Genomic DNA, 15,065 nt, shown 5'->3' on the forward strand with positions numbered 1-15,065 from the left:
ACCGCGCCGTGCATATCCTCGCCGACCCAATCCCAAATTGACCCGACGCGTGATTCACCTGTATCAACTTGGCTGTGGGGACTTCGATGACTGGGAAGTGTCATGCCGCGTATTCTCGTGGTTGATGACGATCCGATGGTCGGCGCGACCATCGAGGTCCTCCTGCAGCGTCAGGGCTTCGACGTCACGTTGACCGACGGCGGAGAAACGGGTTTGGCTGCGCTCGAAATGCAGAATTTCGACGTGATGCTGGTTGACATCTTCATGCCGCATATGCGCGGCTTCGAATCCATCCGTATCTTCCACGAGCGCGCGCCGACGGTTCCGCTGATCGCAATGTCCGGCTACGCCTTCGCATCGTCCGCCTCGCCCTCTCCCGACTTCCTCCGCATGGCGCTGGAGCTCGGTGCGACCCGCTGCCTGCGCAAGCCGTTCACGCCGGACGCGCTGCTGACCACGATTCGGGAATGCATCGCCGGGCCGGGCGATGGCTCGCAGCCGAAGGACAAGAAAGAAGCCCCTTGATCCCAACGCAGCGCGTCATTCTCGGTGCTGGACTTGCCATCCTCCTGATCATCACCGCGGCCTCGATCGGCCTCGATGTCAAGTCACGGTCCGATGCGGCCTGGGTCAATCATACCGTCCAGGTGCAGAAGAAAATCTCCGATCTGCGCGTGCTGATGCGCCGCGCCGAGAGCGCCGCACGCGGCTACGAGATCTATCGCAGCCCGAGCTTCAACGAGGAGTTCCAGGCGACGCACGCCCAGATCGCGCCGGCCCTCGCCGACCTCAAGCGCAGCGTGCGCGATAATCCCGAACATGTCGCGCTGCTCGAGGGCACCGAGCCGCTGGCGCTGCGCCGGATCGAGATCGCCGCAGAGGTGATGCGCCTGCGCGCCGGAAACGATCAGGCCGGCATTGCCGCGCTCCAGGGCAAGGGCGAGGGCCGTGGCCTGATGGACACGGTGATGGCCAATCTCGATCATTTGAGCGCGGACGAAGAGCGATTGCTCAACGCACGCTCGCAGGATTCGCGCCGCACCGGCATCGTGCTGCTCGGCATCGACGTCGCCGGCGCGCTGGTGATCCTGCTGCTGGTCGTGATGGTGGTGCGCGAGAGCCGGCGCACCGAGGTCGCGCTCAAGAGCACGCTATTGGAGACCACGGCAGCCAACCAGCAGCTCGAGGCCGCGGTGACCGAGCGCACCGAGCATCTGGTCACCGCGCATGACGAGCTGCGCCTGTCGGTCAACGTGCTCCAGAGTACCTTTCACAGCATGGCGGAGGCGGTGCTGGTCATCGATACCGAGGGCAATGTCGTTCTGTCCAATCCGGCCGCGGAGCGCATGCTGCTGCACCGGACCGGCATGAACCTGCGCAATCTGCGGGCGCTGTCCAACGTGTTTCACGGCGACGGCGTCACCCCGCTCAAGCCCGGCGAGCTGCCGTCGGCGCGCGTGCTGCGCGGCGAGCAGTTCGAGGATATGGAGATGATCGTCCGCCCGCACAGCGGCAATCCTCCCCGTCACCTCATGATCAGCGGCCGGCCGATGCTGGACGGCAAAGGCAACATTTCCGGCGCGGTGCTGGTCTATCACGACGCGACCACGTCGCGCGAGACCGAGCGGCAGTTGCATCAGTCGCAGAAGCTGGATGCCATCGGCAAGCTCACCGGCGGCGTCGCGCATGATTTCAACAACATGCTCACCGTGATCTCCGGCAATACCGAGACGCTGGTCGCAAGCCTGAAGCATCAGCCCGAACTCCAGCGCGTGGCGCGCCTGATCGACGAGGCCGCCGAGCGTTGCGCCGAGCTGATCCAGCATTTGCTCGCCTTCGCGCGCAGGCAGCCGCTGCAGCCGCGCAACGTCGAGATCAACGCTGCCGTTGCGGACATCGCAAAACTCCTTCGCCCGACCCTCGGCGAGCAGATCCAGATCGAGACGGTGCTGGAACAGGGGCAGATGACGGCGCATATCGATCCGTCCCGGCTCACCAATGCCCTGCTCAACATGGCCATCAACGCCCGCGACGCCATGCCGAACGGCGGCAAGCTGCTGTTCGAGGCCCACCGGGTCGTGCTCGACGAGGCCTATGCGCAAAGCAATCCCGACGTGCGGCCCGGCCCTTACGTGATGCTCGCCGTCAGCGACACCGGCACCGGCATGCCGGCCGAGGTCCAGCAGCAGGCGTTCGAGCCGTTCTTCACCACCAAGGAGGTCGGCAAGGGAAGCGGCCTCGGCCTCTCCATGGTCTACGGCTTCGTCAAGCAGTCCGGCGGCCACATCAAGATCTACAGCGAGGAAGGCCACGGCACCACGATCAAGCTCTATCTGCCGCCGGGCGAAGGCATGGCCGAGCCCGTCGCCTCCGCCGCGCCGCAGGCCGAGGGCGGCGCCGAGACCATTTTCGTGGTCGAGGACGACAGTCTCGTGCGCAACTTCGTCACCGCGCAGCTCCAGAGTCTCGGCTACCAGACCGTCGCCGCGCCCGACGGCAAGGCTGCGCTGGAGTTGATCGAGTCCGGCCAGCCGTTCGATCTGCTGTTCACCGATGTCGTCATCCCCGGCGGCATGAGCGGACGCGAGCTCGCCGACAAGGTGGCGACGATGCGCCCCGGCCTGAAGGTGCTCTACACCTCCGGCTATACCGACAACGCCATCGTCCACCACGGCAAGCTCGACGATGGCGTGATGCTGCTGACAAAACCCTACCGCCGCAACCAGCTCGCGCAGATGATCAGGAAGGCGCTGAACGGCGGGGTGGCGGCGGACTAGCTAGCGCGTCGCCAGCACCACCGCCGCCAGCGTGAAGATCAGCGATGCGATCTGCCCCGGCCCCATCGGCTCGCCCAGCGCGATCGCAGAGGCCACCACGCCGATGACAGGCACCGCCATGGTCCCGATCGCGGCGACCGAGGCCGGCAGGCGCGCCAGCGCGGCGAACCAGCTGACATAGGCGATACAGAACTGCACCACGGTCGAATAGACCAGCAGCCACCAGCCGAGCGGCGTCACCCGCTCCAGATGCGTGGTCTCGATGACGAGGCCGATGATCGTGATCGGCAGGCAGCCGATCCCGATCTGCCAGGCCGCGGCCGTGATCGGCGGCAGGCGGATCGGGTACTTCTTCGAGAACACCGTGCCGACGGCAAAGCCGGCCGCGCCGCACAGCGCCATGATGATGCCCGGCAGCTTTTCCGCCGTGGCGGCAAAGCCGTTGCCGCCCATGATCGAGGCGAGGCCGGCGAACGCCATCACCAGCGCGATGGTGCGCAACAAGGTCGGCCGCTCGCCCAGCACCGGCCAGGCGATCAGCGAGGCCCAGACCGGCATGGTGTAGGCGATCAGCGCCGCCTCGCTCGCCGGCAGCCAGAGCAGCGCCAGGCCCATCAGCACCATCCAGCCGGTGACGTTGAGGAGCGCGGCGGTCACGAGGCGCGGCCAGATCTCGCGCGCGACCTTCAGGCTGTCGCCGCGGATCAGCGCCAGCGCCGCGAGCAGCACCGCGCCCAGCACGCCCGTGACCCCGCGCAAGCTCAGCGGCGGCAGCTCGGAGAGCAGGAATTTCGTCACCGGCCAGTTGAAGCCCCAGCCCACCGAGGTGATGGCGAGGAACATCAGGCCGGCCGGGGCGATGCGAGCTCGCGCATCCCGGCGGGTCGAATCAAGCATGTGGGCAGTCCGGCAAAATCGGGCTCAACTTGGCGCGGATTCGCGCCTCCCACCACCTCCCCGGAAGGCATGCCTGCCCTCACCTTCCGTAGCGCTACGTGAGTCCCCCGGAGGCAAGCCCGCGCCTTAAAAATATACCTGCCCTGTGAACAGCGGGGTGAAGCCTCCGCGGCACCACAAGATGCAAATTTTTTCAGTTGGGAATCCGTGAGGACTCACCGATACTTGGCCCCACAACAGGCGCGGGCTTGCCCCCTGTTATCCCCCGCAATCCACCATATTTAGTATTTGATTCAGGAACTCGCACTAGTTCTTGACGGGCGCAACGGAGAGTCCTAGCTTTCGATCCGTTCGGCGCGAGTGTGTTTGCGTCCCGCCGGCACTCCCCCAAAGGGTCTGCAAAACAGCACTCCGCCACGCCAGACAAAGGCAGCGGGATAAGGGCTTGTCTGCCCGGCGAGAGCGGACTTTTCGGGCGCCGGAACGGGCTGGAAACAGGCTCGGATGGCAATTGTTGAAGACGTGGTGACGTTGTGGGGCGTTGAACGCATGTCGGGCTCATCGCTTTGGGGCGGATGGGTCTGGGCATGCCGGCGGATGATCGGTGCGCGCATCGAACAATCGCGTCGGGAGAAAAAATGGGTCGGGTCCACCGGCTGAAACTGCGGCGCCCTGGGGCCAAACGGCTCCTGGAAACCGCGAAATGAAATGATGACCCGGCACGCCTGAACGGAGGCGGGACCGGTCAAAGATAGGACGGGGCAAGACCATGCGGATTGAGCGGCGCCACACCACTTCGGGACAGTCACCTTACGCCGGCATCGATTTCCGGCTGACCACGTCGGAGATCAGGAATCCCGACGGCTCGGTCGTGTTCAAGCTCGAGAACGTCGAGGTGCCGACCGCATGGTCGCAGGTCGCCTCCGACGTCCTCGCCCAGAAGTACTTCCGCAAGGCCGGCGTCGCCGCGCGCCTGAAGAAGGTCGAGGAAGAGTCCGTTCCCTCCTTCCTGTGGCGCTCCGTGCCCGACACCGAGGCGCTCGCCCTCCTGCCCGAGAAAGAGCGCTATGTCAGCGAGCTCTCGGCCAAGCAGGTGTTCGACCGTCTCGCCGGCTGCTGGACCTATTGGGGCTGGAAGGGCAATTACTTCTCCTCCGACGAGGACGCCCAGACCTTCTACGACGAGCTTCGCTACATGCTGACCATGCAGATGGTCGCGCCGAACTCGCCGCAATGGTTCAACACCGGTCTGCATTGGGCCTATGGCATCGACGGCCCCGGCCAGGGCCATTATTACGTCGACCCCTTCACCGGCAAGCTGACCCGCTCGAAATCCTCCTACGAGCACCCGCAGCCGCACGCCTGCTTCATCCAGGGCGTCGGTGACGACCTCGTCAACGAGGGCGGCATCATGGACCTCTGGGTCCGCGAGGCCCGCCTGTTCAAATACGGCTCCGGCACCGGCTCCAACTTCTCGCGCCTGCGCGGCGAAGGCGAACGCCTCTCCGGCGGCGGCCGCTCGTCCGGCCTGATGAGCTTCCTCAAGATCGGCGACCGCGCGGCGGGCGCGATCAAGTCGGGCGGCACCACGCGCCGTGCGGCCAAGATGGTCGTGGTCGACGTCGATCACCCCGACATCGAGACCTATATCGACTGGAAGGTGAAGGAGGAGCAGAAGGTCGCGGCTCTCGTCACGGGATCCAAGATCAACCAGAAGCACCTCAAGGCCGTGCTGAAGGCCTGCGTCAACTGCGAAGGCTCGGGCGACGATTGCTTCGACCCGGAAAAGAACCCGGCGCTCCGCCGCGAGATCAAGCTCGCGCGCCGCAGCCTCGTGCCCGACAATTACATCAAGCGCGTCATCCAGTTCGCCAAGCAGGGCTACAAGGACATCCAGTTCGACGTCTACGACACCGACTGGGATTCGGAAGCCTACCTCACGGTCTCCGGCCAGAACTCCAACAACTCGGTCTCGCTCAAGGACGACTTCCTGCGCGCGGTCGAGACCGACGGCGACTGGAATCTCGTGGGACGCACCACCAAGAAGATCACCAAGACCCTGAAGGCGCGCGACCTCTGGGAAAAGATCGGCTACGCCGCCTGGGCGTCGGCCGACCCCGGCCTGCACTTCAACACCACCATGAACGACTGGCACACCTGCAAGGCGTCCGGCGACATCCGCGCCTCCAATCCGTGCTCGGAATACATGTTCCTGGACGACACGGCGTGCAACCTCGCCTCAGCGAACCTGCTGACGTTCTACGACATCCCCTCCAAGCGTTTCGACGTCGAAGGCTACGAGCACCTCTGCCGGCTCTGGACCATCGTGCTCGAAATCTCGGTGATGATGGCGCAGTTCCCGTCCAAGTCGATCGCCGAGCTCTCCTACGAGTTCCGCACGCTCGGCCTCGGCTACGCCAATATCGGCGGCCTCTTGATGACCATGGGCCTGTCCTATGACAGCAAGGAAGGCCGCGCCATCGCCGGCGCGCTGACCGCGATCATGACCGGCATCACCTACAAAACCTCGGCCGAGATGGCGTCCGAGCTCGGCACCTTCCCGGGCTACAAGAAGAACGCCGCGCACATGCTGCGCGTGATCCGCAACCACCGCCGCGCCGCCCATGGCCAGTCCAACGGCTACGAGGGACTGAGCGTCAATCCAGTGCCGATGGATCTCGTGTCCTGCCCGCAGGCTGACCTGGTGACGCATGCACAGGCGGCCTGGGATGCGGCGCTCGAGCTCGGCGAGAAGCACGGCTATCGCAACGCCCAGACCACGGTGATCGCGCCGACCGGCACGATCGGCCTCGTCATGGATTGCGACACCACCGGCATCGAGCCTGATTTTGCGCTGGTGAAATTCAAGAAGCTCGCCGGCGGCGGCTACTTCAAGATCATCAACCGCGCGGTTCCCGCCGCGCTGCGCGCGCTCGGCTATCGCGAGAGCGAGATCGCGGAAATCGAGGCCTATGCCGTCGGCCACGGCTCGCTCTCCAACGCGCCGGGCATCAACGCCTCGACGCTGAAGGCCAAGGGCTTTACCGACGAGGCCATCGCCAAGGTCGAGAAGGCGCTTCCGACCGCCTTCGACATCAAATTCGCGTTCAACAAATGGACCTTTGGCGAGGACTTCATCCGCGACCAGCTCGGCATCGGCGCCGAGGCCATCGCGGCCCCCGGCTTCGACCTGCTCCAGGCCGTCGGCTTCACCAAGCGCGAGATCGAGGCGGCCAACGTCCACATCTGCGGCGCGATGACGGTGGAAGGTGCCCCGCACCTCAAGGCCGAGCACTATCCGGTGTTCGACTGCGCCAATCCCTGCGGCAAGGTCGGCAAGCGCTATCTGTCGGTCGAGAGCCACATCCGCATGATGTCGGCGGCGCAGCCCTTCATCTCGGGTGCGATCTCCAAGACCATCAACATGCCGAACGACGCAACCGTGGAGGACTGCAAGTCCGCCTACATGCTGTCGTGGAAACTCGCCCTGAAAGCCAACGCGCTCTATCGCGACGGCTCGAAGCTCAGCCAGCCGCTCAACTCGCAGCTCATCGCAGACGATGACGACGAGGACGATGCGATCGAACATCTCTACGACAAGCCGATGGCGGCACGCACCGCCCAGGTCTCGGAAAAGATCGTCGAGAAGCTGGTCGAGCGGATCATCGTGATGCGCGAGCGCGAGAAGATGCCGGATCGCCGCAAGGGCTACACCCAGAAGGCGGTCGTCGGCGGCCACAAGGTGTATTTGCGCACCGGCGAATATGACGACGGCCGCATCGGCGAGATCTTCATCGACATGCACAAGGAAGGCGCGGCGCTGCGCTCCTTCATCAACAACTTCGCCATCGCGGTGTCGCTGGGCCTCCAGTACGGCGTGCCGCTCGACGAATATGTCGACGCCTTCACCTTCACCCGCTTCGAGCCGGCGGGCCCCGTGCAGGGCAACGACAGCATCAAGTACGCGACCTCGATCCTCGACTACGTCTTCCGCGAGCTGGCGGTGAGCTATCTCAGCCGCTTCGACCTCGCCCATGTCGATCCCAGCGAGACCGGGTTCGACGTGCTCGGCAAGGGCGTCGAGGAAGGCAAGGAGCCTGACGATCAGGGCCAGCGCGCCTCCAAGCTGGTGTCGCGCGGCCTCACCCGCTCCCGCACCGACAATCTGGTTGTCATGCGCGGCGGCTCGACCGCGGTCTCCTCCGGCAACGACAGCGCGCCCGCCGGCGGCTCCAAGGTCACCTCGCTCGCCTCGCACGGAGCGTCAGGCCGCGCCGGCGACGTCCTGGAAGGCGCGGTCGCGCTGAAGCAGGAAGTCCAGCACGACCTCTCGCCCACCGAGAAGCTGGAGGCCCTGCAGTGGAGCAAGTCCGGCACCGCGCAGACCATGGTGCCCTCCAAGGCCGAACGCCGCGCGGAAGCAAAGGCCAAAGGCTACGAAGGCGAGATGTGCGGCGAGTGCGGCAACTTCACGCTGGTGCGGAATGGCACCTGCATGAAGTGCGATACGTGCGGCAGCACGACGGGGTGTTCGTGAGAAGAAATTGCAGTCCGACAGAAAGGCCGCTTAAAGCGGCCTTTCTTAGGGTCACCACGACAACCTCTACGTGATTTATGGCCAGCAATAATCCGGAACGAGGGTGGCCGATTCAGATCGCTGGATCATTTGAGCATCCGGCATCAAAAGTCTCGGTCCCCGTTTGCGTATTAGGAATTTTGCTCTTTGTAGCGATTATTGTTGTTGGATTCGCGGCGATCGTTTGGCTGCTCGTCGACCTACTAAGCGGTGACCAAAAGCGCGCTGCGGATGCAGCCAGAGCAGCATTGCCTGTTGTAGCCGGCGCGGTGGGCCTACCCCTCATCATTTGGCGACTCGTGATTCTCGATCGTCAAACGAGGATTAGCGAAGAAAAGACTCAGATCGATCGCGAGACACATTACACCTCAATCTTTTCACGCGCGGTAGAGCAACTTGGTCAGACAAGGGAGATCAAGCGAACAGTAAATATAGACGGATCCTCCGCTGATACGACTATGACTGTTCCCAACATTGAGGTACGCCTTGGCGGAATCCATTCGTTGGCAAGGCTTGCGGAAGAGAGTTCGCGCGACACTGAAAAGATCAGCAATATGCTCCGATCTTACATTCGGGAGAACTCTTGGTCCGATCGAACGGGAAGCCAGCTAGCTAAGCCAAACTGGTCTCCGGAGAATGCTTGGGGCTGGGCAGGCCAGTTTGGTCACGATCCCACTGAACCGAACGCTCGCGACGCGATTGCGACCTGGAGTACGCAGACCAATTCGCAACTAGCCGAATTAAAGAAATGGATAGCTTCGGTTCCTGAAACAAGGGTTGATGTTAATGAGGCAACTGAGGCCCTTGCTCTTCAATCAACTTCCGAGGATGCTTCGGACAGACCGGTCCTGTACGAATGCCTCTTCGTCGGCCGGCGTTTTAGCCAGAAACTTCTGTCGCTCATCAATTTTAGACGGTGCACGTTCGTCAAATGTATATTCGACGCCACCGAACAGACTCTTCAAATTGAAGAATCCACAATTCTCGATTCGAGCTTCATCTCCAAAAGCGCCAACATTCAGATAATGTTCTCGGAGTTGAGCGGCGTCACCTTCCGAAGCGCAGATCAAGCAACAATTGCCTTATTCTATTCGCAGGCGTTCTCATTGAGAATCGCCGGCTTTCCAGATCGAGTCAATTTCTCAGATTCGACATTACTTGGTTTGACCCTCACCGGACCACCGGCACAACGCGGGGACAAGGTCACCAGCCTCCGCCTCGACGATACTATCCTGGTAAGCGGCCACCTGAGAGGACTCAAACTTTCCTCCGATTCCGACCTCGGCTATCAATGCGCGGTAGACCTTACTCTCGACGATGTCGACTTGAGTTCTGTAACAGACTTCGACTCCCAGAAACTTTCAATTGTCAAAGCCAACTCTCGATCGGTTCATCCGGCGTCAATCGAGCGGCCGGCTTCCTGGCCAAGATATCGTCCGAGACGGGATCAATCCGCGGACAAATCAGCCAACGTGCCCGCACCTTAAATATGAGAACGCGACAAGCAGCGCGAGGCTCCTATCGGCAGCGTCAGGATACAATGAGCCGAGAGTTTAGGGGTTGTTAGATTGCGTACTTCCCGGGAAGGACGAAACATTGCGAGTTCAGACCCGTGACTGAAACAATTTCCAACGCTAACGCGGCTGCTTCGACCTTGTTCTTAGGCCAGAATGGTGAATGGTGGGACCTTTGGTTGATTGTGTCCGTCGTTGCGGCTGCGATAGCGGCCACAGCAGTAGGTGTGACTACGGCGGGATCGCTCATTTCCCACAAAAGAGAAGCGGCGCAGGCAGAAGAAACGCTTGATCATTACAAGCTCGAAACTGCCATGCAGATTGCCGAAGCAAACGCCCGCCAAAAGGAAGCGGAATTCAAGCTTGCCCAATTGCGTAAACTTGCGGGCCCGCGGGAGATCAACTTCAGCGCGTTGAAAGAGGCGCTTGGGGGCCAGCCAAAAGCTCCGGTGGAGATCTGGTACGTGCCAGAGGTCTCGGACGGCTACTGGTTTGCCTCTAACTTGTTCTCGGCACTGCATATGGCTGGATGGGACGCGTCGTGGCCGCAAGCTGTTCCAAAATTGAGAAGGGAAGATGTAGATAAAGTCATGCCGGACGTTTCCGGTCAGCTATTTTCGCTGTTGCTTGGGCAACCACCTGCAATGAGCGCCGGAGGCCAGCCAAGTGGGATTACAGTCGTGGGCGACGGCGATCATACCGCGCTCGAACCAAATGCACCGGCATCGCCGTTTCAAGTGCTTTTCCAAGCGCTGTCGAAAAGCACAGAATTTGGAATGTACGGAAGCGGTGGCAGTCAATTCATGCCCGTTCCGAAAGGTGCGCTCAGAGTTGTGATCGCAGCAAAAACCGACCCGATATTTGTTGACAACCCAACGTCGCAGCGCAGGGGAACCAATCCATAGACCGCCTCAGCCGCCGAACAGCGTGGAGAACCTGCGAAACCACATCAAGAATTTACGGTGACAGCGCTGGACTGCATGTCACCGCAATCGCAGTTTGGTCCGGCTTCGATATTCATCAAACCTCGCGCACTGAAATTGCCTTTGCGGCCGAGCCCTTCCCTCCTAAACTCCTGACGTCATCGGCATGGGTTCCGACGGGCCCGGTAGAAGCGGAGTCGAGTTATGCCCAAACCGGAAAGCTTCCCGATCGAGAAGATCTTCGTTCCCACGAAGCAGAAGAAAGCCATCAAGCCCGAGATCGTCGGGGAGATCGCGGAAAGCATGCTGGAGATCGGACAACAAACCCCCATTTCCGTTCGGCGCGACGGAGACCGCCTTGTTCTGGTGGAGGGACTGCATCGGCTCGAAGCCTGCAAGGCGCTCGGCGAGACGACCATACTCGGTGTCCTGGTCCCGGCCGAGCTTGCTCAACCCAAGCCGCAGCTCGCCGACCGACCCGAAGTCGAGGCAGAGCGCATCAAGATGGCGCGATTGAAACAGCTTCGTCTCGAGAAGGAAGCCGCAGAGGCATCGACTTCTGCCTTGAGGAGCGTCAACGCATCGGATGCGCCGCGCACCCGTTCGACGAAAGGCACTCGCGACAATCCAAAGGCACCACCGGGCCGGACCGAGAAATCCAGACCGAAAACATTGTCGGACTGGATCACGCAGCAAAAGGGCAGCGGCAGCCGCTATTGATGGCCCAATTACGATCGCGGCAGAGCCGGCCCTCCGACCTATCAACCGCCATAATTTCTCCTTCGCGCGCGCGTTGTGTTGGGTAGCGGCGAGCCCTATCCTTCCAAGAATCGGACTGCCGCACTCCCATTGACGCCCGACTGGATCGAGAGCGCATCGGTGCCCGAAGCGAACGACCCCAAACCTGATCACCAGAAGCCTGATCACCAGAAGCCTGATGACCAGAAGCCTGACGCCCCCAAGCCGGACGCGGTGCGCGCCGATGGCGGGCTGGCGCGGGCCTACGATAAGATCAAGAGCGCCGAGGAAGACCTTGCCCGGCTGGACCGGATGGTTTCCGGAATGGAACGCGGCAGCGAACGCCCGCGGGCCTCGCGAGCAAGCGCCGGTGCGGAGGCAGCCAAGACTTCCGAGGGCAAGGCTCCCGAGAACAAGTCTCCCGAGGACAAGACACCCGAAGAGGGGCCCTCCAAGCACAACGCGCCGGCACCGAATAGCAAGCCTCGCGAACAAGACCTGAAGGAAGGTCGGCCCATGCTGCGCGCTTTGATCGGCCTCGTGCTGGCGATCGGCATTCTCGGCGTCGCCTTCGCTTCGCACTATCGCGATGAGGCCAGATCGGTCGTGGCGCGATGGGTTCCGCCGGCCGCGAGCGAGCCACCGCAAGCATCCGCGACTGAAAGTCCGGCGCAACCGCCGGCAGTGCAGCTGGCTGCCGCGGATGAGCCTGGTCAGGTCGCCCCGCCGCCGGCCGGCAAGGAAACGGAAAGCGCTCCAAAACCTGACGCTTCAAGACCTGACGTTTCGAGAACTGGCGCCACAGCGCCTGACCCGTCATCGTCCGATCTCGCGCAATCGCTCAAGACCATCACCAACGAGCTTGCGAGCATCAACGGAAAGCTCGAGCAACTGAAAAGCCGGAGCGAGCAGACGCTGCGCGAGCAGGCCGACACCATTCAAAAGCTCAAGGCGGCGCAGGAGAAGGATGCGGCGGACAATGCGCGCCTCGCCGCACAGGTCCAGGCGCTGCAAACGCAGCTGACGACGTCATCCGTATCTGCACCCGCGAAGCCCGCCGCGCGCAGCGTGATCAACAGCGATACGGCTGCGCCTGCACGGCCGCACGCGCAAGCGGCCGCGCCTCGGCGGCCCCGGCCGTCGCGAGAACCCTGGATGCCCCCGCGCTATATGCTCGATCCCTACTACGGCGATCCGGATTGGTGAGCCCACAGGGTGGACGGGTCGACAGCGCGGAGCGCCGCTCGCTGGCGAATGGCCCGCTTCCCGTAACTGCGAATGCTCCGCGACACAGCCGTAGCTCGCCATTGCCTGGCAGCTGCGCGGGCGTAGGCCGGCGCGAGCAGACGGAATTGATCCCGATCAAGAATGACGGTGACGGTGCAGTCCAGTGCACTCGATTCTCAGGGACGAATCGTTTCAGTGATATCCTGCCCATCGAACTTCAATCTGAGATGTTGCTACACCGAATTTGCTCTTATATAATTCCGGACTGAAGCAACAATAGACCACCTATCCCCAGCATGATCGGTTGAGCAAAAACAAACGCGACAAGGGCGCCGTTCGCCCTTCCGCTGCTGATGTCATGTATCACCGCGTACGCGCGCCACGCAAAGACGAGCCAAACAACGACTGACAGACCAAACAACAGGTAAACGCCTTTGATTGCCTGACCAAACCGATAGAGGACGTCCTTGATTGTGCCGCTGTCGTAGTGCCCAAAGACACTGCAAATATCCCGCAGGGGAGTATATGGAGTGCCGAGATCCGGACGGCGCTCCCATGACAGACACGGCAAGCTGTCGGGAATTGAGTAAGCGAGCAGCACGCCAACGTGAGCCACGACGTTGATGATACCGAAGAAGTAGGCACTTAGCGCCACTGTCTGCAAAAGCCCGCCCTTTCCGCCGAAGGCTCGGAGCAGCCCGAATACGACCATCGCCTCCAGCATGAAGAATATCGTCTTCCACGTTATGTCTTTTAGGAACATCGACGTTATCTCAGGGTGACCAGAGAACATCGGAAGTCGAATGAACTGCACTACGACAGTGCTGAGAATGAAAAATATCATTGCCTCGCCCACGGGCTTGTCTACATCCTCCTGGGCACTCGCGAATTCTTTTGGATCGGCGATAAGACGGAGAATGTTCGTGAAGAAGTTTTCGAAATATTTGGCGGCGAGCTCAATGAAGTCCTTCATCATATTGCCCTTCGGGCTGATGAGGTAAGATCATGATGAGACTAGCTCGTAAATTGCTTATCGGCAATTCTACAACCGGCCTGCCGTCACGAGGCTCGGCTCTTGCACGCTGACGCCGGGTTTCCCTGAGCTTGTAGGATCAATGGGGCCGAGCGATACCCATCAACTGCATTTTGATGACACAAGACCCATTCTTATTACACAAGGCCCATGCCAAGAAGAAGCAATAGCTTCCTCCTCCCTCGCCTTCGCAGCGTCAGGCGAGGCGCGCGGTGGGTGCGAAAGACATCCGCCCGCGCACCGCGAACGGTTCGGATCGCGGGCAGCCTGGCGATCCTGCTCGCAGCCTTCGCCCTTCTGAACACCGCCTATCAAACGATCCGCAAGCCGACCGAGTTGTTCGTCCTTGTCGGCAACGCCCTCGACAAGGAGCCGGCGGAGACTTGGGCGAGATACGGGCCGCTGTTCCGCAAGCATTCCACCGCGACGATCACGCCCGAATTGCTGGCCGCGCTGGCGCAGGTCGAGAGTTCGGGCAATCCGCTTGTGCGCACCTACTGGCGCTGGCGATGGAGTTTTAATCCGCTCGCGATCTACCGCCCCGCCTCCAGCGCCGTCGGCCTCTTCCAGATGCTGGACGGAGCCTACGCCGACGCCGCGCGGTTCTGTATCCGCGGCAACGCGGTCACGGAAACTGCTTGCGGGTTCACCAGCCTCTATGCCCGCACCATCCCGAGCCACGCCATCGAGCTGGCATCGGTATATCTGGACCGCAATGTCGCCGATGTTCTCGCCCGCGCCGGCGATGTGAAGGCAAGCGCGCGCGAGCGGCAGGATCTGGCCGCCTTCATCCATCTCTGCGGCGCAGGCCCCGCCACGGCCTATGCGCGCCGCCATTTCCAGATGATCGTCGGCGAGCATTGCGGCGATCACCTCGTCGCAAGCTATATCGCCAGGGTCAGCGCGATGAAGCGGCAGTTTCTGCGGCTTGCGGCGGATGACGGTTAGCCCGTGGTCCGTAGGATGGGTAGAGCACTTGCGAAACCCATCATTCACAACGGCTGTTGATGGGTTTCGCTTCGCTTTACCCATCCTACGAGCTTTCAGCGATCGATCGTCACCACCAATACGGCCAGCGCCAACCCTCATAGCGGACCCAGGACGACACCAGAGGCGGCCCGTAGGGATCGACCCGATCGTCTTCGGGGCGATAACGATAGCGTGGAACGATATTGTAATCCCACGGTGTCGGCCTGAGCACGGGCGCCGTGACGATAAGCCTCTGCTGCGGCTCACGAACGATCTGGGCTTTTCGCGCCCTGGCTTCAGCGCCAGACGTGCCGAGGTTCCCCAGCACCAGGGCCATTCCGAGAGCACACGCGACTTTCATTGTTTTCATGCGACGGTCTCCTTGCCGCAAGAGTGCAAAAGGACGCCGCG

11 protein-coding genes are annotated in these 15,065 nt (G+C 61.9%); 8 read left to right on the plus strand and 3 right to left on the minus strand.

The features are described from left to right. The first annotated feature begins 102 nt into the window (after positions 1 to 102). Entirely contained in the window at positions 103 to 525 is a 423-nt protein-coding gene (locus IVA88_RS22695) for a response regulator (protein ID WP_247499384.1), read from the plus strand. Further along, the gene (locus tag IVA88_RS22700) at positions 522 to 2,777 is read left to right on the plus strand and encodes a CHASE3 domain-containing protein (RefSeq protein ID WP_247499385.1); all 2,256 of its coding nucleotides are present in this window, start codon (positions 522 to 524) and stop codon (positions 2,775 to 2,777) included. The genes IVA88_RS22695 and IVA88_RS22700 overlap by 4 nt, the downstream gene beginning before the upstream one ends. Here IVA88_RS22700 and IVA88_RS22705 read toward each other — a convergent pair whose 3' ends face one another. Further along, the gene (locus tag IVA88_RS22705) at positions 2,778 to 3,674 is read right to left on the minus strand and encodes a DMT family transporter (RefSeq protein ID WP_247499386.1); all 897 of its coding nucleotides are present in this window, start codon (positions 3,672 to 3,674) and stop codon (positions 2,778 to 2,780) included. A 769-nt stretch (positions 3,675 to 4,443) separates the two neighbouring features. Here IVA88_RS22705 and IVA88_RS22710 point away from each other — a divergent pair. The 5 genes from IVA88_RS22710 (at position 4,444) to IVA88_RS22730 (ending at position 12,631) form a co-directional block, all read left to right on the plus strand. Continuing rightward, positions 4,444 to 8,211: a vitamin B12-dependent ribonucleotide reductase gene (locus IVA88_RS22710; RefSeq protein ID WP_247499387.1), complete on the plus strand. Its 3,768-nt coding sequence runs from the start codon at positions 4,444 to 4,446 to the stop codon at positions 8,209 to 8,211. 77 nt (positions 8,212 to 8,288) lie between these two features. Then, complete coding sequence (locus IVA88_RS22715; protein WP_247499388.1) at positions 8,289 to 9,737, plus strand: pentapeptide repeat-containing protein; 1,449 nt, start codon at positions 8,289 to 8,291, stop codon at positions 9,735 to 9,737. Between the two features lie 125 nt (positions 9,738 to 9,862). Further along, the gene (locus IVA88_RS22720; RefSeq protein ID WP_247499389.1) at positions 9,863 to 10,669 is read left to right on the plus strand and encodes a hypothetical protein; all 807 of its coding nucleotides are present in this window, start codon (positions 9,863 to 9,865) and stop codon (positions 10,667 to 10,669) included. Positions 10,670 to 10,891: 222 nt separating this feature from the next. Beyond that, complete coding sequence (locus IVA88_RS22725) at positions 10,892 to 11,407, plus strand: ParB N-terminal domain-containing protein (RefSeq protein ID WP_247499390.1); 516 nt, start codon at positions 10,892 to 10,894, stop codon at positions 11,405 to 11,407. 159 nt (positions 11,408 to 11,566) lie between these two features. Further along, on the plus strand, positions 11,567 to 12,631 hold the full coding sequence (locus IVA88_RS22730) for a hypothetical protein (RefSeq protein ID WP_247499391.1): 1,065 nt from the start codon (positions 11,567 to 11,569) through the stop codon (positions 12,629 to 12,631). Positions 12,632 to 12,902: 271 nt separating this feature from the next. On the opposite strand, the gene IVA88_RS22735 is transcribed toward IVA88_RS22730, so the two are convergent. Beyond that, the gene (locus IVA88_RS22735) at positions 12,903 to 13,628 is read right to left on the minus strand and encodes a YIP1 family protein (RefSeq protein ID WP_247499392.1); all 726 of its coding nucleotides are present in this window, start codon (positions 13,626 to 13,628) and stop codon (positions 12,903 to 12,905) included. A 207-nt stretch (positions 13,629 to 13,835) separates the two neighbouring features. Between IVA88_RS22735 and IVA88_RS22740 the strand changes: the two genes are divergently transcribed. Then, the gene (locus IVA88_RS22740; RefSeq protein WP_247499393.1) at positions 13,836 to 14,633 is read left to right on the plus strand and encodes a transglycosylase SLT domain-containing protein; all 798 of its coding nucleotides are present in this window, start codon (positions 13,836 to 13,838) and stop codon (positions 14,631 to 14,633) included. Between the two features lie 109 nt (positions 14,634 to 14,742). Here the strand turns inward: IVA88_RS22740 and IVA88_RS22745 are convergent, their stop codons facing one another. Then, positions 14,743 to 15,024, minus strand: a complete 282-nt coding sequence (locus IVA88_RS22745) for a hypothetical protein (protein WP_247499394.1) — start codon at positions 15,022 to 15,024, stop codon at positions 14,743 to 14,745. Between the last annotated feature and the right edge of the window lie 41 nt (positions 15,025 to 15,065).

It is taken from the genome of Bradyrhizobium sp. 149 (assembly GCF_023073915.1).
In the GTDB taxonomy this organism is placed as follows: domain Bacteria; phylum Pseudomonadota; class Alphaproteobacteria; order Rhizobiales; family Xanthobacteraceae; genus Bradyrhizobium.